19 protein-coding genes are annotated in these 17225 nt (G+C 70.5%); 13 read left to right on the top strand and 6 right to left on the bottom strand.

Annotation, left to right across the window (positions count from 1 at the left end; genetic code table 11):
- The first annotated feature begins 21 nt into the window (after positions 1-21).
- Positions 22-1170, top strand: a complete 1149-nt coding sequence (locus tag MRBLWO14_RS11010; protein ID WP_341933198.1) for an epoxide hydrolase family protein — start codon at positions 22-24, stop codon at positions 1168-1170.
- A gap of 60 nt (positions 1171-1230) precedes the next feature.
- Complete coding sequence (locus tag MRBLWO14_RS11015) at positions 1231-1713, top strand: hypothetical protein (RefSeq protein ID WP_341933199.1); 483 nt, start codon at positions 1231-1233, stop codon at positions 1711-1713.
- Positions 1714-1752: 39 nt separating this feature from the next.
- Here the strand turns inward: MRBLWO14_RS11015 and MRBLWO14_RS11020 are convergent, their stop codons facing one another.
- The 4 genes from MRBLWO14_RS11020 to MRBLWO14_RS11035 form a co-directional block, all read right to left on the bottom strand.
- Positions 1753-2178, bottom strand: a complete 426-nt coding sequence (locus tag MRBLWO14_RS11020; protein ID WP_341933200.1) for a DUF1801 domain-containing protein — start codon at positions 2176-2178, stop codon at positions 1753-1755.
- Positions 2175-2750, bottom strand: coding sequence for an HhH-GPD-type base excision DNA repair protein (locus MRBLWO14_RS11025; RefSeq protein ID WP_341933201.1), 576 nt, complete (start codon positions 2748-2750; stop codon positions 2175-2177). The genes MRBLWO14_RS11020 and MRBLWO14_RS11025 overlap by 4 nt, the downstream gene beginning before the upstream one ends.
- Before the next feature lie 45 nt (positions 2751-2795).
- Positions 2796-3095 carry a response regulator gene (locus MRBLWO14_RS11030; RefSeq protein ID WP_341933202.1) on the bottom strand — a complete coding sequence of 100 codons (300 nt, stop codon included), beginning with the start codon at positions 3093-3095 and terminating at the stop codon, positions 2796-2798.
- Positions 3096-3236: 141 nt separating this feature from the next.
- Positions 3237-4544 (bottom strand): glutamyl-tRNA reductase, encoded by a 1308-nt coding sequence (locus tag MRBLWO14_RS11035; RefSeq protein WP_341933203.1) that lies wholly within the window; start codon positions 4542-4544, stop codon positions 3237-3239.
- 62 nt (positions 4545-4606) lie between these two features.
- On the opposite strand from MRBLWO14_RS11035, the gene hemE reads away from it, so the two are divergent.
- From hemE to MRBLWO14_RS11085, 10 genes are all read left to right on the top strand, one after another.
- Entirely contained in the window at positions 4607-5629 is a 1023-nt protein-coding gene (gene hemE / locus MRBLWO14_RS11040; RefSeq protein WP_341933204.1) for a uroporphyrinogen decarboxylase, read from the top strand.
- A gap of 81 nt (positions 5630-5710) precedes the next feature.
- Positions 5711-7219 carry a protoporphyrinogen oxidase gene (gene hemG, locus MRBLWO14_RS11045; RefSeq protein WP_341933205.1) on the top strand — a complete coding sequence of 503 codons (1509 nt, stop codon included), beginning with the start codon at positions 5711-5713 and terminating at the stop codon, positions 7217-7219.
- 178 nt (positions 7220-7397) lie between these two features.
- A complete protein-coding gene (locus MRBLWO14_RS11050; protein ID WP_341933206.1) occupies positions 7398-7808 on the top strand; it encodes a hypothetical protein in 411 nt (136 codons plus the stop codon).
- Between the two features lies 1 nt (position 7809).
- Positions 7810-8217: a phage holin family protein gene (locus MRBLWO14_RS11055; RefSeq protein ID WP_341933207.1), complete on the top strand. Its 408-nt coding sequence runs from the start codon at positions 7810-7812 to the stop codon at positions 8215-8217.
- Positions 8204-8509, top strand: a complete 306-nt coding sequence (locus MRBLWO14_RS11060) for a hypothetical protein (protein ID WP_341933208.1) — start codon at positions 8204-8206, stop codon at positions 8507-8509. The genes MRBLWO14_RS11055 and MRBLWO14_RS11060 overlap by 14 nt, the downstream gene beginning before the upstream one ends.
- A gap of 100 nt (positions 8510-8609) precedes the next feature.
- Positions 8610-9287 carry a hydrogen peroxide-dependent heme synthase gene (gene hemQ / locus MRBLWO14_RS11065; protein ID WP_341933209.1) on the top strand — a complete coding sequence of 226 codons (678 nt, stop codon included), beginning with the start codon at positions 8610-8612 and terminating at the stop codon, positions 9285-9287.
- Between the two features lie 7 nt (positions 9288-9294).
- Positions 9295-10308 (top strand): hydroxymethylbilane synthase, encoded by a 1014-nt coding sequence (gene hemC / locus MRBLWO14_RS11070; RefSeq protein ID WP_341933210.1) that lies wholly within the window; start codon positions 9295-9297, stop codon positions 10306-10308.
- Positions 10305-11096, top strand: a complete 792-nt coding sequence (locus MRBLWO14_RS11075) for a uroporphyrinogen-III synthase (protein WP_341933211.1) — start codon at positions 10305-10307, stop codon at positions 11094-11096. Before hemC ends, MRBLWO14_RS11075 begins: the two co-directional genes overlap by 4 nt.
- Positions 11093-12070 (top strand): porphobilinogen synthase, encoded by a 978-nt coding sequence (hemB, locus tag MRBLWO14_RS11080; RefSeq protein WP_341933212.1) that lies wholly within the window; start codon positions 11093-11095, stop codon positions 12068-12070. Before MRBLWO14_RS11075 ends, hemB begins: the two co-directional genes overlap by 4 nt.
- Positions 12071-12142: 72 nt before the next feature.
- Complete coding sequence (locus tag MRBLWO14_RS11085; protein ID WP_341933213.1) at positions 12143-13471, top strand: glutamate-1-semialdehyde 2,1-aminomutase; 1329 nt, start codon at positions 12143-12145, stop codon at positions 13469-13471.
- Positions 13472-13488: 17 nt separating this feature from the next.
- Here the strand turns inward: MRBLWO14_RS11085 and MRBLWO14_RS11090 are convergent, their stop codons facing one another.
- Positions 13489-14898 carry a DUF222 domain-containing protein gene (locus MRBLWO14_RS11090; protein ID WP_341933214.1) on the bottom strand — a complete coding sequence of 470 codons (1410 nt, stop codon included), beginning with the start codon at positions 14896-14898 and terminating at the stop codon, positions 13489-13491.
- A gap of 145 nt (positions 14899-15043) precedes the next feature.
- Here MRBLWO14_RS11090 and MRBLWO14_RS11095 point away from each other — a divergent pair, with 145 nt between their 5' ends.
- Positions 15044-15493 (top strand): hypothetical protein, encoded by a 450-nt coding sequence (locus MRBLWO14_RS11095; RefSeq protein WP_341933215.1) that lies wholly within the window; start codon positions 15044-15046, stop codon positions 15491-15493.
- A gap of 73 nt (positions 15494-15566) precedes the next feature.
- Here MRBLWO14_RS11095 and MRBLWO14_RS11100 read toward each other — a convergent pair whose 3' ends face one another.
- Positions 15567-17225, bottom strand: a complete 1659-nt coding sequence (locus MRBLWO14_RS11100; protein ID WP_341933216.1) for an ATP-binding cassette domain-containing protein — start codon at positions 17223-17225, stop codon at positions 15567-15569.

The raw sequence follows: 17225 nt of genomic DNA on the forward strand, positions 1-17225 counted from the left end.
ATGGCTTCCTACCGTGGACACATGGACAACACGACACTCACGTTCCGCCCCTTCACCGTCTCGGTCTCCGACACCGCGGTCGCCGATCTGCAGGATCGCCTCGCCCGCACCCGCCTTCCCCAGTCGTCGCCCACGGACGACTGGGATGCCGGCACCCCCAACTCGTACCTGCGTGAGGCGATCGCAGCGTGGCGCGACTTCGACTGGGCCGCGGCGGAGCGGCGGATCAACGACGTCCCCCACTTCACGACCGAGATCGACGGGCAGACCATCCATTTCATCCACGTGCGCTCTCCGCATGACGGTGCGACGCCGATCCTCCTCGCGCACACCTACCCGGGGTCCGCCGTCGACTACCTCGACCTCATCGACGAGCTCGTCGACCCGGTCGCGCACGGCGGTCGTGCTGAGGACGCCTTCGACGTCGTCATCCCCGACGCGCCCGGCTACGGCTTCTCGCAGCCGCTCGCGTCGCCAGGCTGGACGACCGCGAGGGTCGCCGCCGCCTACGACCGTCTGATGCGGGGACTCGGTTACGAGTCGTACGGCATCCACGGCTCCGACAACGGAGCGATGGTCGCGCGCGAACTCGGTCTGCGGAATCCGGACGGGTTCCTCGGTCTGCACGTGCTGCAGCTGTTCTCGTTCCCGTCGGGCGACCCGACGGAGTTCGAGAAGCTGGAGCCGCAGGACTACGCCGCCCTTGAGCACATGCAGTGGTTCCAGTCGGTCGGCGGCTACAACGCCATGAACGCCTCGCGTCCGCAGACGGTGTCGGTGGGGCTGAGCGATTCCCCGGCCGGGCTGCTCGCCTACAGCGAGCTGTTCACCTCCTTCGGCAACGGGACTTCGCTCGTGCCGCTCGAGAAGATCCTGCTCGAGGTGAGCGTCACCTGGTTCGCGAACGCGGCGTCGGGCATGAGCCACAGCTACCTCGAGAACGCCAGGGCGGATGCCGCTGCCGAAGGCGCTGCGCCGAAGGTCAACGCGGCGCCGACCGGAGTCGCTGTGTTCGCCGACGACTTCCAGACCATCCGGGTGTTCGCCGAGCGCGACAACTCGAACATCGTGCACTGGAGCCGGTTCGACGAGGGCGGGCACTACGCCGCGCTCGAACGGCCGGCGGTGCTCGCCGCCGACATCCGCAGCTTCTTCGCCGGGCTCCGCTGACCGGACGCCGACGCCGGCTCCCCCGTATCCGCGGATGCGGGGGAGCCCTATGCTGACCCCATGATCGAGGAGTGGAGCGAGTTCCACGTCGCGATGGCCGGCGCTACCGCGGCCCTCGCCGGCCTCGTCATCGTGGCCGCCAGCGTGAACATCGCCGAGATCGTCAAGTCGCGCACCCTGACGGCTCGACTGCTCGCGGGGATCGCGGCGCTTCTCCTCGCCCTCACGGTCTGCGCTCTCGGTCTCGTGCCGCATATCGACGACATCTGGTTCGGGGCGCTGACGATCGTCGCGACTCTGCTCGCCGCGGTGTTCCAGGTCGACGTCACGCGGTTGATCGCCCGCGACCGGAGTCCGGCCGACCGGGCCAAGCCGCTCAAGTACCTGATCGGCTTCCTGCCGATAGCGGCGTACCTCGCGGCCGGAACGGCGGTGGTGCTGCAGCATCCGTCCGGGATGTACCTCGCCGCAGCCGGCTGTGTCCTGGCCGTGGTGTCGGCGATCGTCGTGTCGTGGGTGGCCCTGGTCGAGGTGCTGCGGTGAGGCAGACCTCCCCGGTCGTGTGCGGGCGTTCCTCTCGGGTCACCCGGTGACTGTGATCTGCGCCTCCGGCGAGCCGCCCGCTTCCATCCATGCCAGGGAGCGTTCGAGGATGCCGCGCAGCATGTCGAGGTCGATCGCGTCGAGATCCTTGATGTATAGACAGCTCGCGCCGGTCGTGTGCGGACCGAGCGCGCTCAGCGCTTCCGCATGTGCCTCGGCGCCATCGAACAGATAGATCGTCGTCGCAGCCGTCCTCGGCGCGAAGCCGAGGAGTGCGCTGTCGCCCTCCGTCCCTGTGGGGTATCGGTAGTGGCAGGATCCGAAGCCGATGACGGTGCCCCAGGTCTGCGGGTCTCGACCGGAGATCTCCTGCATGAGGGCGGTGAGCGTCTCGGCATCCCGTCGCCGGATCGCCGGCTTCGCTCGCGCGATCAATCCGGCGACGTCGTCACCCGTGGGTTTCACTCCTTGGCCGCCTTGGCGGCGGCCTTCATCGCCTTCTTGTGCTCGCGCACCTTCGTCAGCGACTCGGGCGAGACGATGTCGGCGACGCTGCGGAACGAACCGTCCTCCCCGTACGCGCCGGCGGCTTCGCGCCAGCCCGCGCCGGTGAAGCCGTACTGCTTCCCGAGGAGAGCGAGGAAGATCTTGGCCTTCTGCTCGCCGAAACCCGGAAGCGCCTTGAGGCGCCGCAGGACCTCTGCTCCGTCAGGATCCCCGTGCGTCCACAGGCCGGCTGCATCGCCGCCCCAGTTGTCGACGATGTCCTGACAGAGGGTCTGCACACGCGCGGCCATCGAACCGGGGAACCGATGCACCGCAGGACTCGTCCTGAAGGCTTCGAGGAACTCGTCGGGATCCATGCGCGCGATCGAGGCGGCGTCCGCAGCGCCGGTGCGCTGCTCGATCTTCAGCGGGCCGGCGAAAGCTGTCTCCATCGGCACCTGCTGGTCGAGCAGCATCCCGACGAGCAGAGCGAGGGGGTTGTCGGTGAGGAGAGCGTCGGCGGCGGTGTCTCCGGTGATGTGAAGGGCCATGCCTCCAGTGTGGCAGGGTGATCCGGAGCTCGCCGAGTCGGTCGCTCAGAGTCGCTGCAGTCGGGGGAGGGGCCCTTCGAGGCGAGCGATCGCCACCTTCACCTGGGAGAGTTCCTCCTCGATGCGCACGAACCTGTCGTCGAACTTCTCCTCGAGGTGCACGAACCGCGCGTCGATCTTTTCGAACCGTTCGTCGATCTTCTCGAACCGTTCCTCGATGCGTTCGAAACGGCCTTCCAGAGAGGCCGTCTGTCGTGCGAGCATCCGGTGCAGGCCGCCGAGCACGGTTGTGCAGAACGCGGCGAGGGAGACGATGATCCCGATCAGATCCGGCGACACGAGCATCCTCCCAGTCTGCGCGGATCGACCGCGCTTGTCAGGGGAACGACGATATGAAGCATCCGGGTGGCGAGAGACCGGAAACGGTCCGCGAACGCGCTGGCTGTGGAGAATCCGCGACAGCGGAGTCTGTGCAGAGGAGGTCAGTCAGGCCGTTGCGACGTCGTCGTCCATCGACGAGTGGGCCGGCTGCACCGGCTCGATGCCGTACAGCGTCGTGAGCGCGGCGGCGAACTCGTCGGCCCGACCGGAGGCCGCGAGCTCGTGCGCGCGAGCCGTCGGGGTGTGCAGCAGCACTCCGGTGAGATGCCGCAGAGCCTGCTCGACCCTGCCGTCCTCATCGCCGCGTGCGCGGGCGCGCTCGATCTCCGAGTCCAGGAGCGAGAAGATGTGCGATCGCAGGGCGATGACCGACGGCGTCACGCTCTGCCGACTCCCGACGACGTGGAAGGTGTCGGCGGCTTCGCGCACGACGGTGCGCGCGGCATCCGTCGCCTGGAGCTCTTCCAGCGGTGCGTGCAGGCTGATGGTCTCGAGGTCGAGCAGCGCGACACCCTCGAGGGAGGCGACGGCGGGGTCGACGTTGCGCGGCATGCCGAGGTCGATCACGAGCTGGCTGTGCGCGCCGACGGGGCATCCGAGGGACGCTGCACCGGTCGGCGCCTGCAGGTGCGCGGGGGTGAGCACGGGCTCGGTCGCGGTCGTGCAGGTGATGAGCAGGCTCGAGTGCGCGGCGGTGCGCGCGTAGTCGGCCGCGGGGACGGGGCGGATGCCGTGCTTCGCGGCGAACTTCTCCGCGCGGCCGGAGGGCGAGTAGACGGAGATGTCGACGGCGCCGCGCTCGCGCAGCGTGGCGAGGGTCACGGCCGCGTAGGCGCCGGTTCCGACGAGCAGCACGCGCTCGGCCGACCAGTCGGCGATACGGCTGTCGGCCAGTTCGAGAGCAAGGCGCACGAGCGATCGGCCGGCGCGGCCCAGCGCGGTGACGTTCTTGACCTTGCGCTGCGCCTGGCTCGCGCGCTGGAAGAGGCGCTCGAGCTCGGGGGAGGTGGTGCCCTCCTTGCGAGCGGCCTTGAGTGCGCGGCGCACCTGGCCGGCGATCTCACCCTCGCCCGACACGACCGATTCGAGGCCGGAGGCGACGGAGAAGAGGTGCTCGGCCACGCGGCGACCGGAGTGCACCTCGTAAGCGCCGTCGAGTTCGGCGGTGCTGATGCCGGTGGCGGATTCGACCGCTTCGAGTACGGCCTCGACGCCGATGGCGCCCGCAGCGGTGACGGGCTCATCCATCTCCACGTACGCCTCGAACCGGTTGCACGTCGCGAGGACGACCGCACCCTGCACGCACGACGCAGTGTCCACCACGGTGGAGGCGACGTCGTCGGGGGTGCGGCTCAGGCGTTCGAGCAGTTCGAAGGAGGCGGTCTTGTGACTCGCCGTGACACACAGCAGCACCCGACAAGTCTACCCCTCCTCGCGCACAGGTCGGCCTCCGTGAGGGATGGGAGGATGGACGCATGGCCCTCTCCGACGCTCCGCTGGTGCGCGCCCTCACCGGCCCCCGCCCCGATCGCACCCCTGTCTGGTTCATGCGGCAGGCGGGCCGATCGCTTCCCGAGTACCGCGAGCTGCGGGTGGGGACGCGGATGCTCGACGCGTGCCTCACTCCCGAGCTCGCCGCCGAGATCACGCTGCAGCCCGTGCGCAGGCACGGCGTCGACGCGGCCGTGTTCTTCAGCGACATCGTCATCCCGCTGCGCCTCGCCGGTGTGGATGTCGAGATCGAGCCGGGACGCGGTCCGGTCTTCGCGAACCCCGTGCGCACGGTCGAGGACGTCGATCGCATCACGGCCATCGACCCGGCATCCCTCGACGGCGAGGCCGTCGCCGAGGCGGTCCGCATCGTCACGGCCGAGCTCGGCGAGACGCCGCTGATCGGATTCGCGGGGGCTCCCTTCACCCTCGCCGCCTACCTCGTCGAGGGCGGTCCGTCGAAGGAGCACCTGCGCGCCAGGGCGATGATGCACGCCGATCCCGACGCCTGGAACCGCCTCGCGGGCTGGCTGGCCCGGGTCTCCCGCCGGTTCCTCGAGATCCAGCGCGACGCGGGGGCATCCGTCGTCCAGCTCTTCGATTCGTGGGCCGGCTCATTGAGCCGCGCGGACTACCTCGCCTTCGTGGCCCCGCACTCGCGCACGGCGCTGGAGGGCATCGGCATCCCGACCATCCACTTCGGGGTCGGCACCGGACCGTTCCTCGCGGACATGCGCCTCGACGGGATCGCCGACGGCGTCGGCGTGGACTGGCGGATGCCGCTCGACGAAGCGGCGGCGCTCGTCGGGCCCGAGACCTCGCTGCAGGGAAACATCGACCCGGCGCTGCTCTCGGCGCCGTGGCCGGTGCTCGAGGGGCACGTTCGCGATGTCGTCGAGCGCGGTCGTGCGGCGCGCGGTCACATCCTCAATCTCGGACACGGCGTCCCGCCCGAGACCGACCCCGATCAGCTCACCCGCATCGTGGAGCTCGTCCACTCCCTCTGAGGCCGCGCCGCTCGCGGCGGGGGCGTGAATCCACGGCCCTCCCGGACGGTCCGCTCAGGCGGCGGTGCGAGGATTGAGGGCATGAGCCACGAGCCCGCCCCCTCGGATCAGACGCCCCACCCCGACCCCGCGGAACTGGCAGAACGCGCATCGCACCGCCATGTCGTCGTGATCGGCGGGGGAGTCGGCGGACTCATCGCGGCCCGTGAGTGCGTCAAGGTCGGCATGCGCGTCACGGTGCTGGAAGCGGCGGATGCCGTCGGCGGCGCCATCCGCCGGGCCGAACTCGACGGCGTGGTGCTGGACGCGGGCGCCGAGAGCTACGCCACGCGAGGCGGGCACGTGCGGGCTCTCGTCACGGAGCTCGGCCTGGCCGACCGGATCGTGAGGCCCGCCGCGGGAGGGGCCTGGGTCTCCGGCATCCCGGGTGTGGGCGCGGCGCCGCTGCCGGCGGGCGGCATCCTCGGCATCCCGAGCAACCCCTTCCAGGAGGACGTGCGTCGAGTGATCGGATGGTCGGGCGTGTGGCGCGCGTATCTCGACCGCGTGCGCCCTCCGCTGACGATCGGGCACAGCCACAGTCTCGGCAAGCTGGTCGCGTCGCGCATGGGCGCCAAGGTGCGGGATCGTCTTGTCGCACCCGTCACGACGGGCGTGTACTCGGCGTCGCCGGATGACGTCGACGTCGACGCCGCAGCGCCGGGACTGAACGCGGCCCTCACGAGCGTCGGCTCTCTGTCGGGCGCCGTGCAGGCGCTCCGCGACGAGGGCGCGGCGAAGGCCGCGAAGGCGCAGACTCCCGGCGCGGCGGTCGAGGGGCTCGTCGGCGGCATGTCGGTGCTGTCCGACGCGCTCGTCGCAGACATCGAGAAGCTCGGCGGGGTCGTGCGCACCGGCATCCGTGTCACCGATGTCTCGCGTGACGGCGACGCCTGGACGGTGCGGACCGATGCCGATGCCGATGAGCACGCCGATCTCGCCGAGCTCACCGCCGACGGCGTCGTCGTCGCGACCTCGGAGTCCGTGGCCCGCGAGCTGCTCGTCGCTGCCGCACCAGCGCTCGCCGCGACCGAGACCGCGACCGCTCCCGAGATCGAGATCGTGACCCTGCTGCTTCGTGCGCCGTCGCTCCGCGGCGCGCCTCGGGGCACGGGGGTCCTGACGGTGCCGGGCAGCCACACCGCGAAGGCGCTCACCCATTCGACGGCGAAGTGGGAGTGGGTGCGTGAGGCCGCCGGAGACCGGCACGTCGTGCGGGTGTCGTTCGGCGCTCAGGGGGAGCCGGCCGCGACGTCGGCCCTCGACGACGACGGGGCCGCGCGGTTGGCGCTCCGTGAGGCGGCCGCTCTGCTCGGTCTCCCCTTGCGGGACGAGGACCTCGTGGCCGCGCATCGGTCGCGCTTCGTGCAGTCGCAGCCCGCCTCGATCATCGGGTCGGCGGAACGCCGTGACGCTGCGCGCACCGCCGTGCAGGCCGTCCCCGGACTCGCTGCCGTCGGCGCCTGGCTCGCCGGCACCGGACTGGCCCAGGTGGTGCCGGATGCCGTCGACGAGGCCGACCGGCTCCGCCGGGCGCTGCTCTGGGACTGAGCCGACGCGCCGCAGACGAGTGAGCGCGGCGCACGTGACCGCTTCGCGCCCATCTGTCAACCCTCCCCCCGATAGATGCCGAAAGCGGCATACGGCGTTACGCTGGACACCTGTCAGGCGGCGCCGAGCCGCCGGTTCGCCCATCGGCGTTCACACCGGAACAACGTGAGGAGACCCCATGAAGGGGAAGATCGGACTCGTCGTAGGACTCGGCGTGGGATACGTGCTCGGAACACGCGCAGGACGCGAGCGCTACGAGCAGATCAAGACGCAGTGGCTCAAGGTCTGGAACCTCGACCCGGTGCAGGAGCAGGTCGAGAAGGCGAAGGGATTCATCGGCGACAAGGCTGCTGCGGTCCCCGGCGCGATCTGGACCGGCGTGCAGAAGGTCGTGAAGTCGGCGAGCGGCAACGGCACCCCCGGCCAGCGCCTCGATTCCGCGGTCGCCGCGGGTCGCAAGGCGGCGGAGGACGTGGTCGACGCGACCGAGGATGCCGTGGACGAGGCCAAGGCGAACGCCGAGAAGCCCGCTGCGAAGAAGCCTGCCGCCAAGAAGCCGGCGTCGTCGTCTGCGAAGACCGGGAGCTGACATGGCTCGCGGATACCGCGATCGCGCCGAGGACAGCCTGCTGTCGCTGATCGGCGATCTGCCCGAACTCATCGGCAACCTCGTCAAGGCCGAGATCGACGCGGCGAAGGTGTGGATCTCGAAGACTGCGAAGGACGCCGGGATCGGCTCCGTCTGGTTCCTCGTCGCGCTGTTCTTCCTGTTCTGGGCCGTGCCGGTGATCCTCGTGTTCGCGATCGCGGGGTTGTCGTCGTGGTGGCCGGTGTGGCTCTCGGCGCTGGCCGTGCTCGGCATCCTGATACTCGCCGTGCTGTTCTTCGCGCTGCTCGGCATCCTGAAGTTCCGCAAGGTGCTCCGTCGCCAGAATCCCGCCCAGGCGGTCGGCGATGACATCCGAATCGTGAAGGAAGCCGGCGATGACGAACTCTGAGATCTCGCGGCGCCGCACGGCGCCGACCATGGACACGCTGCCGAAGACCGCCGTTCCCGCAGGGATCGCCGACGCCCGGGAGTCGGCGCGGGCCGAGCTGAAGGCCGCCCTCGCCGCGATCGAGGTCAAGGGCAACTTCCCGCGTCGCATCGACAAGGCGTCGAAGCGCGCCGTGGCGAAGGCACGCGTGTTCGCCGACCGGAACCCCGTGGCGGCGGTCGCGGCCGCGGTCGCGGTGGCCGCCGTCGTCGGGGGAGCCGTCTGGGCCATCGCCAGGGCCGTCTCGCGCTGACACGCCCCGTCGCCCCTGCGCGGAGGACGCGGTAGGACGAGACCCGCAGAGCGACACCGGGGGTTCGCCACCACTCCGCAAAAGGGGGCAGACTGGATTCATGTCCGTTGAGCACGAAGAGAACCCGTCCGGCTTCACTCTGTGGGCCGTGTGGCGACGCAATCCTGACGCCCCGGTGACCGAGGCCGACTCCACCGAACTCGAGACGATCGTCTCGTACATCGAGGATTCCGGCGTCACCGTGCGCGGTTTCTACGACGTCTCCGGGCTCAAGGCGGACGCCGATCTCATGGTCTGGCTGCACGGTGACACCGCCGAGGAGCTGCAGCGGGCGCTGCGTCGTCTGCGCCGCACGGAGCTGCTGCGCACGCTGCTGCCGGTCTGGAACGTCATGGGCGTGCACCGCGACGCCGAGTTCAACCGCTCTCACGTCCCGGGTTTCCTGCGCGGCGTCGAGCCGAAGGACTGGCTGTGCCTGTACCCGTTCGTGCGGACCCCGGAGTGGTACCTCGCGCCCGAGGGGGAGCGTCGCGCGATGCTCGCCGACCACGGACGCAAGGGGGCCGCGTTCACCGGTGTGATCGCGAACACGGTCGCCGCGTTCGCGCTCGGCGACTACGAGTGGATCCTCCCGATGGAGGCCGACGACGTGACCGACCTCGTCGACATGATGCGCGACCTGCGGTACACCGACGCGCGCCTGTTCGTGAAGGAGGAGGTGCCCTTCTACACCGGCCGCCGTCTGCGCTTCGACGAGATCGCGGACGTGCTGCAGTAGGTCTCCCATGAGCACTCCGTCTTCGCTGTCCTCCCCGATCCGGCTGGGCACCCGTCGCAGCGCGCTCGCGCAGGCGCAGTCCGGTCATGTCGCCGCCGCCCTCGAGAAGGTGTCGGGTCGCCGCGTCGAGCTCGTGCCGATCACGAGCGAGGGCGACACGAACCGCGCCTCGCTGTCGGAGATCGGCGGCCAGGGCATCTTCGCGACTCGACTGCGCGAGGCGCTGTTCGCCGGTGAGTGCGACTTCCTCGTGCACTCGCTCAAGGATCTGCCGACGGCGATCCCCGACGGGTTGACGATCGCGGCGACCCCGCCGCGCGTCGACGCCCGTGACGTCGCGATCACGCGGGCTGGCGCACCGCTGCACGAGCTGCGCACCGGCAGCACGGTGGGTACCGGCTCGCCGCGGCGTATCGCGCAGGTGCGCAGGCGTGCACCGCACGCGCAGGTCGTCGACATCCGCGGCAACGTCGACTCGCGTCTGCAGCGCGTGGCCTCGGGAGAACTGGATGCCGTGATCCTGGCGGCTGCGGGGCTCTCGCGCCTCGGCAGCGACTCCCCGCTGCGCCGCGAGGAGCTCGGACTGGCCGAGTGGCCGACCGCGCCAGGGCAGGGAGCGCTGGGCGTCGAGACGCTGGCGGATGCTCCGGCTGAGCTGCTCGAGGCGCTCGCCGCGCTCGATGATCACGACACCCGAATCGCGGTGACGGTCGAGCGTGCCGTTCTCGAGGGTCTGGATGCCGGATGCCAGGCGCCGATGGCCGCGCACGCCGTTCTTTCGGGCGATGAGATCCGCGTCAGGACGGTCGTGTACGCCCCCGAGGGAGGGCGTCGGATCGGGCTCGACGTCACCGAGGTGCTGAACGGGGAGTATATTCGTCGGAACGGCAGTGGCAATGATGCGGATGCTGCCGATGGTGCAGACCCGATGCACGCAGCGCGCGAGCTCGGGTTGACTCTTGCCCGTCGGCTGCTCGAACAGGGGGCGGCTGACCTCGTCTCCCGAGAGCATTCTTCATGACTGATTCGAAGCAGGACCGACCGCTGAGCGGGTGGCGCATTCTCGTGCCCCGCGGCGGACCGTGGGGCGATGGCGTCGCCGCGAGTCTGCGTGCCCAGGGGGCGGTTCCCGTGGTGGCGCCCCTCATCAACTTCGCGCCGACGACCGACCAGGCGGCGCTCGACGTCGCGCTGGCACAGCTCGCCGACGGCGTGTACGACTGGCTGACCGTGACGAGTGCGACGACGGTCGACGTGATGTTCGCTCATCGCGCCGTCGTGCCCCGCAGCACGAAGATCGCGGCGGTGGGCGAGACGACCGCCGCCGCGTTGCAGGCCGTCGGGTATGAGGTCGCCCTCGTGCCCGAGCAGGACAACTCCGCCGAGGGGATGGCGGAGCAGCTCATCGCTCTCGAGACCGAGCCCCGCCGCATCCTCGCCCTGCGCAGCGAGATCGCGAAGCCCGTGCTGAGCGTGCTGCTGCAGGAGGCAGGGCATGACGTCGACAGCGTCGTCGCGTACCGCACGGTGGGGGTGCCGGTCACGGATCGCATCAAGCGCGACGTCGAGAACGGGCGCATCAACGCGATCCTCATCACGAGCGGGTCGGTCGCCGCGCAGGTGCGCGAGCAGTTCCCGGAGATCCCCGACGACACTCTCCTCGCGGCGATCGGACCCCGCACCGCGCGCGATGCCGACAAGGCGGGCCTGCCGATCACGGTCATCGCCGATCGGCAGACGGTGGATGCCCTGATCGAAGCCGTGTCGAGCTTCACGCTTCCGCACGCGGCGGACGAGTTGGCGCCATGAGTTTCCCCGATGTGAGGATGCGTCGGCTGCGTCAGTCGCCGGCGATGCGCGGTCTCGTTCGGGAGACCTCCGTGGAGCCGCGCCAGCTCGTGCTGCCGCTGTTCGTGCGGGAGGGGCTGACCGAGGCGCAGCCGATCGGTTCCATGCCCGGTGTCGCCCAGCACTCGCTCGACTCGCTCCGCGCGGTCGCGACGGAGGCGGCGGAGGCCGGTGTCGGCGGCGTCATGCTGTTCGGCGTGCCGGCGGTCCGCGATGCCCGGGGCTCGGGAGCGGACGACCCGAAGGGCATTCTCAACGTGGCCACGGAGGCGCTGGCCGCCGAGGTGGGCGACGCGCTGGTCGTGCAGACCGATCTCTGCCTGGACGAGTTCACCGATCACGGCCACTGCGGTGTGCTGGCAGCGGACGGCTCCGTCGACAACGACGCGACCCTGGAGCGGTACACGTCGATGGCCCTCTCGCAGGCGCGAGCCGGTTCGCAGCTGCTCGGCCTGTCGGGGATGATGGACGGCCAGGTCGCGGTGATCCGCCATGCTCTCGACGCGGAGGGGTTCACCGACACTCTGCTGCTGGCGTACGCCGCGAAGTACGCGAGCGCGTTCTACGGCCCGTTCCGCGAGGCCGTGGATTCGCAGCTGCGGGGAGACCGGCGCACGTACCAGCTCGATCCCGGCAACCGTCGCGAGGGCGTGCGCGAGGCCGTCGTGGACGAGCAGGAGGGTGCCGACATCGTCATGGTGAAGCCGGCGATGGCCTTCCTCGATGTGCTGCGCGAGGTCCGCGATACCGTCGATGTTCCCGTGTGGGCGTACCAGGTGTCGGGCGAGTACGCGATGATCGAGGCCGCCGCGGCGAACGGGTGGATCGATCGTCGTGCGTCGATCCTCGAGTCGCTGCTGTCGATCCGTCGGGCGGGCGCGGATGCCGTGCTGACGTACTGGGCGACCGAGGCGGCTCGCTGGCTGCGCAGCTGAGCCCGGCGCCCAGCCGCGCGGGCTAGCCTGGAGGATGCCGGTATCCGCCGTGCGACGCCTGAGGAGTGTGCTGTGACCGACCGCAATGACGACCTGTTCTCCGCTGCCCGTGCGGTGATCCCCGGCGGCGTGAACTCGCCGGTGCGGGCGTACGGTTCGGTGGGCGGGACGCCGCGGTTCCTCGCGTCGGCGCGCGGTGCTCGCGTGACGGATGCCGCCGGTGTGGAGTACGTCGACCTCGTGGCGTCGTGGGGCCCCGCACTCCTCGGGCACGCTCACCCGGAGGTCGTCGCGGCCGTGCAGGAGGCCGCGAATCGGGGTCTGTCCTTCGGTGCTCCGACGGAGGGCGAGGTGGAGCTCGCGGAGCTGATCGCCGACCGCGTGCGCGTGGGCGATGCGGCACCGGTCGAACGGGTGCGCCTCGTATCGACGGGCACCGAGGCGACGATGACGGCGATTCGGCTGGCGCGGGGTGCGACCGGCCGGGACCTGCTCGTGAAGTTCGCCGGCCACTATCACGGGCATTCCGACGGACTGCTCGCGGCCGCGGGCTCGGGCGTCGCAACGCTCGCGCTCCCTGGCTCTGCGGGTGTGCCGGCTCCGATCGCCGCCCAGACGCTCGTGATCGACTACAACGACCGCGCGGCGCTGGAGGCGGTCTTCGCCGAGCACGGAGATCGGATCGCCGCCGTCATCGTCGAGGCTGCCGCCGCGAACATGGGAGTCGTGACCCCGGAGCCGGGGTTCAACCGCTTCCTCGCCGACATCGCGCACCAGCACGGCGCGCTGCTGATCCTCGACGAGGTGCTCACCGGATTCCGGGTGCACCCGGCGGGCTACTGGGGCCTGCAGGCGGAAGCGGGCGAGGATTATCGGCCCGACATCATCACGTTCGGCAAGGTCGTCGGAGGCGGAATGCCCCTCGCCGCACTCGGCGGACGGGCCGAGGTCATGGACATGCTCGCCCCGGTCGGTCCGGTCTACCAGGCCGGGACGCTCTCCGGGAACCCGCTGTCGGTGGCCGCGGGTCTCGCGACTCTGCGGCTCGCCACCCCCGACGTCTACGCGACAGTGGATGCCGCGGCGTCGCGCATCGCCAGCGCACTCGATGCGGCGCTGACGGATGCCGGTGTCACGCACGCGATCTCCCACGCCGGCAGCCTGTTCAGCGCGTCGTTCCGTGACGGTGCTCCCCGCGACTACGCGCAGGCGCAGGCGCAGGAGTCCTTCCGGTACGCTCCGTTCTTCCACAGCATGCGCGAACACGGTGTCGCGCTGCCTCCGAGCGTCTTCGAGGCCTGGTTCCTCACAGCTGCTCATGGCGAGGACGAGCTGCAGCGTATCGAGGCGGCGCTTCCGGCTGCCGCCTCGGCTGCTGCTCGCGCCCTCGCGGCGAGCTGACACCCCGACGCGAGCCATCACACGAACATCACTCGTCGTTGCGGCGAATCCCGGTAGCTCCGGCCCGATGGACTGAGCCAGTCGATCGTGCCGTCCGGTAGTTGTCGCGCCGACCACCGATGGTCGTCGGCGATGTCCGGATGCTTGAGCGCATGGTGTCCGCGGCAGAGGTGAGCGAGATTGTGGACGTCGGTGCGCCCGCCTTTCGCGTGGTCGTGGGTGTGATCGGTCTCGCATCGGTGCACCGGCATTCTGCATCCGGGAAAGCGGCAGTGCTGATCCCGCGCCCTGAGGAAACGTCGCATCGGCTCGGTCGGTGTGTACGTGTCGGTCTCGGTGACCAACCCGCCCGCGTCGAGGAACAGGCGCGACCATCCGAGGTTCCGCCCGGCGAGATCACGGGCGTGGTCGGGGTGGAGCGGTCCGTATCCGTCGAGTTCGGCGGGCCGCTCGTCGAACCCGGCGAGCGTCGTCGCCGCGATCGTGACCTGGATGCGCCCGCGGATGTTGTCGAGCCCGGGGCCGTTCGCCGGACTGGGGTCGGCTGCGAGCAGCAGGTCAGTCAACAGGTCGGCGCGCACCTGGTCGATCGTGCGCGAGTCAGCGGGGACGGGTTCGGCGTCGCAGCCGTGCCGGGAGTCGTGGCCGGCGTTGCCGGGGTCGGTCGTGAACGTGCCGCCAGCGAAGATCGCCGTCCGATCGAGCGAATCGAGGCCGGGCTCGACGCCCCGATCGCCCTCCGAGGCGGACGCCTCAGGAGTCTGCCGCGCTGCCACCACTCCGCGGGCGAGCTGCGTGAGCCGGTCCATGATCGCGGCGGCGAGGTGCTCGGGTAGCACGACGGTGAGCAGCGCCAGCCCGTCGTCCACCGAGCGCATCGTCACGGCGCGCTCAGACCGTGCGCGCTCGTGCCGCTCGACCACCGTGTCGCCTGCCAGGGCCGCGGCGAGGCGCTTCACGTGAGCGGCGGTGCGGGCCGGCGTCTCCGCTTCCGCCACGACGCGCGCGGCCGTGTCGAAGGTGGCGAGTGCCGCGGCATCCGCTCGGCCGTTGTTGATCGCCTCGCGTACGATGCCACCCGCTCGGACGATCTCGCGCACATGCCCCGCGGTGATCGCTCCCTCCTGAAACGCGGCGAGCACCTCGGGATGACCCCGCTCGAGGAAGGCGGCATCGGTGAACGCGTACTCCATCGTGCTGTGCGCCACGCGACCCGCGGCGGCGTACTCCGCGACCATCGACCGGTGGATCGTGTCGCGGTGGAAGGGATGCTCCTCGGCATCCTGTTGATCGACCCGCATCCTCTCTGCGAGAAGGTGCGACGCGTGCGCTTCGAGCGTCGCGATCCGACGGCGGGTCTCCGTCCACGCGTCGAGAAGCGCAGCGCGCTGCTCGATGTCGATCTCGACGGCGGAGGTGGAAGCCATGCTCCGAGTTTAGTAGATTTGTTCGAATATCGAGGAGAACATCGGAATGGAGCTACGAGCGTATGACGGTCGTACACAACGGATCGTTGCGGTCCTGTGAAGAAGACGCAGACAACTGGCAGGACGCCGCTGGCAGACTGGACGCATGGTGACGTTGCTGCTGGACCAGACGCAACTCGAGATCGTGCTCTCGCCGATCGAGCGTGCCGCGAGCTTCCACCGGGACAACCTGCGGATCGAGCGCGAGACCATCACCAAGGTGCAGCTCACCGACGACGCGTGGACCTGGCTGCGCGGCGTGCCGAACCCCGGAACGCACATCCCGGGTATCCTCGCGGCCGGGACCTGGAAGGCCGCGGGAAGCACCGATTTCGTGCTGATCCGTCGGCACCGCCCGAGCGTGGTGATCGACCTCGACGGTGACGAGCAGTTCCGGCGCTTGATCCTCACGACCCGCCACGGGCTCTCGCTCACGCAGGCGCTGCGACTCCCTGTCTCGGAGGAACCCGCCGACGTCGAGGAGATCGTCGCCACCGCGCCGACGCCGGTGTCGAAGGCGCGCAAGCGTCCCGTCATCCGCCCCAGGCCCGCCTGAATCCCTCGGACACAGGAATGCCTCCCCGCTGATCGGCGGGGAGGCATTCGACTGTCGGGAGGGCGCGGAGCGCTCAGTCGTGCCGGTGCTCGTGGTGCTCGTGCTCGTGGTGCTCGCCCTCGTGGTGCTCGTGCTCGCCCTCGGCCTGCGCCTCCGCACCCTCGCCGGGCGCAGACGCGGGAACCTGGTCGATCACCCCGGTGCTGGCGACAGACCACTGGGTGTCGCCCTCGCCGGTTCCGTCGTGCTCGTCAGCATCGGGCGCGTCGCCGTGGGGGTAGTCTCGCGGCTCGTCCTCGTAATAGGCGCGTGCTGCGGCGGCCAGCATCGAGCTGACCGCAGCGGAGCGAGGATCCTCGTCGCCCTGTTCCCGGGGCTGGTCGCCCTCTTCCGCGGGCTCGTCGCCGTGCTCCCCGGGCTGGTCGTCGTGCTCGCCCGACTCGGATGCAGCGGTGTCGCCCGTTGCATCCGTCTCGCCGAGGCTGTCGAACACGTCCACGCCTGAGTCGTGTGATTCCTCCGCGGCGTCGCTGTCCTCCGGCTCATCCGTCTCGGCCTGCGTCGATCCGGCGCCGAACAGGATGTCGTCGAAAGACGGCCCGCCCTCGACGGGCGCTTCCGCGGGCGCCGCGGCCGTCGCGTCGGTCTCCGCAGGGGTGTCCGCGTCGGCCTCGGCGATCGACGGGGCCTCGACGGCAGCATCGGCGCCGGGTGCTTCGTCCGGCTCGGCGACAGCGTCAGCATCCGGCTCGGCGACAGCGTCGGCAACCGGCGCTGCGACGGCGTCAGCATCCGCCACGACGTACTCGGATGCCGCGGCGACCGCGCGCGGCTCCAGTGTGCCGCCGCGGACGAGCTCGATGAAGACGTCCTCGAGCGTGGGGCCGCGCTGCACGAGTGTGGTGAGCGCGATGCCGGCCGCGGCGGCGATGGCGCCGACCCTCGCCGCGTCCCCTCCGCGGACGCGGAGTCCGGAGCGCAGCACCTCGATCTGGAACCCGGCCTCGGCCAGGGCGCTGCGCAGGGCTGCACGGTCCGCCGCGTCGACCACGACCGATCCGGCGGTGGGGTCGGCGAGCTTCTCGATGCCGCTCGACAGCATCAGCTGCCCCTTCGAGAGCACGAGCACGTTGTCGGCGACCTGCTCGACCTCGCTGAGCACGTGCGACGACACCAGCACGGTGCGTCCCTCGTCGGCGAGGCGACGCATGAGCAGGCGCATCCACCGGATGCCCTCGGGGTCGAGCCCGTTGGCCGGCTCGTCGAACACGAGGGCGCCCGGGTCGCCGAGCAGGGCGTGCGCGACGCTGAGGCGCTGCCTCATGCCGAGCGAGAAGCTGCCGACGCGCCCCTCGGCCTCGTGTTCCAGGCCGACGAGCGCGAGCACCTCGTCGACGCGCGAGAGCGGGATGCCGTTGGCCTTGGCGGCGATCGTCAGGTGGCGGGTCGCACTGCGACGGGGCCGGTAGACCGTCTCCTCGAGCACGGAGCCGATCGTGCGCAGAGGGTGGCGCAGCTCGGAATGGGCGACGCCGCCGATCGTGGCGGTTCCGCTGGTGGCGCGCACCTGTCCGAGCAGGATGCGCAGTGTCGTGGTCTTCCCGGCGCCGTTCGGGCCGAGGAAGGCGGTGACGGCTCCCGGCTCGACCCGTGCGGAGAAGTCGGACACCGCCGTCACGTCATTGAAGCGCTTCGTCACGCGCGTGAACTCGAGCACCTGTCCGTCGGGCAT

This window comes from Microbacterium sp. LWO14-1.2 (assembly GCF_038397715.1).
GTDB lineage: Bacteria > Actinomycetota > Actinomycetes > Actinomycetales > Microbacteriaceae > Microbacterium.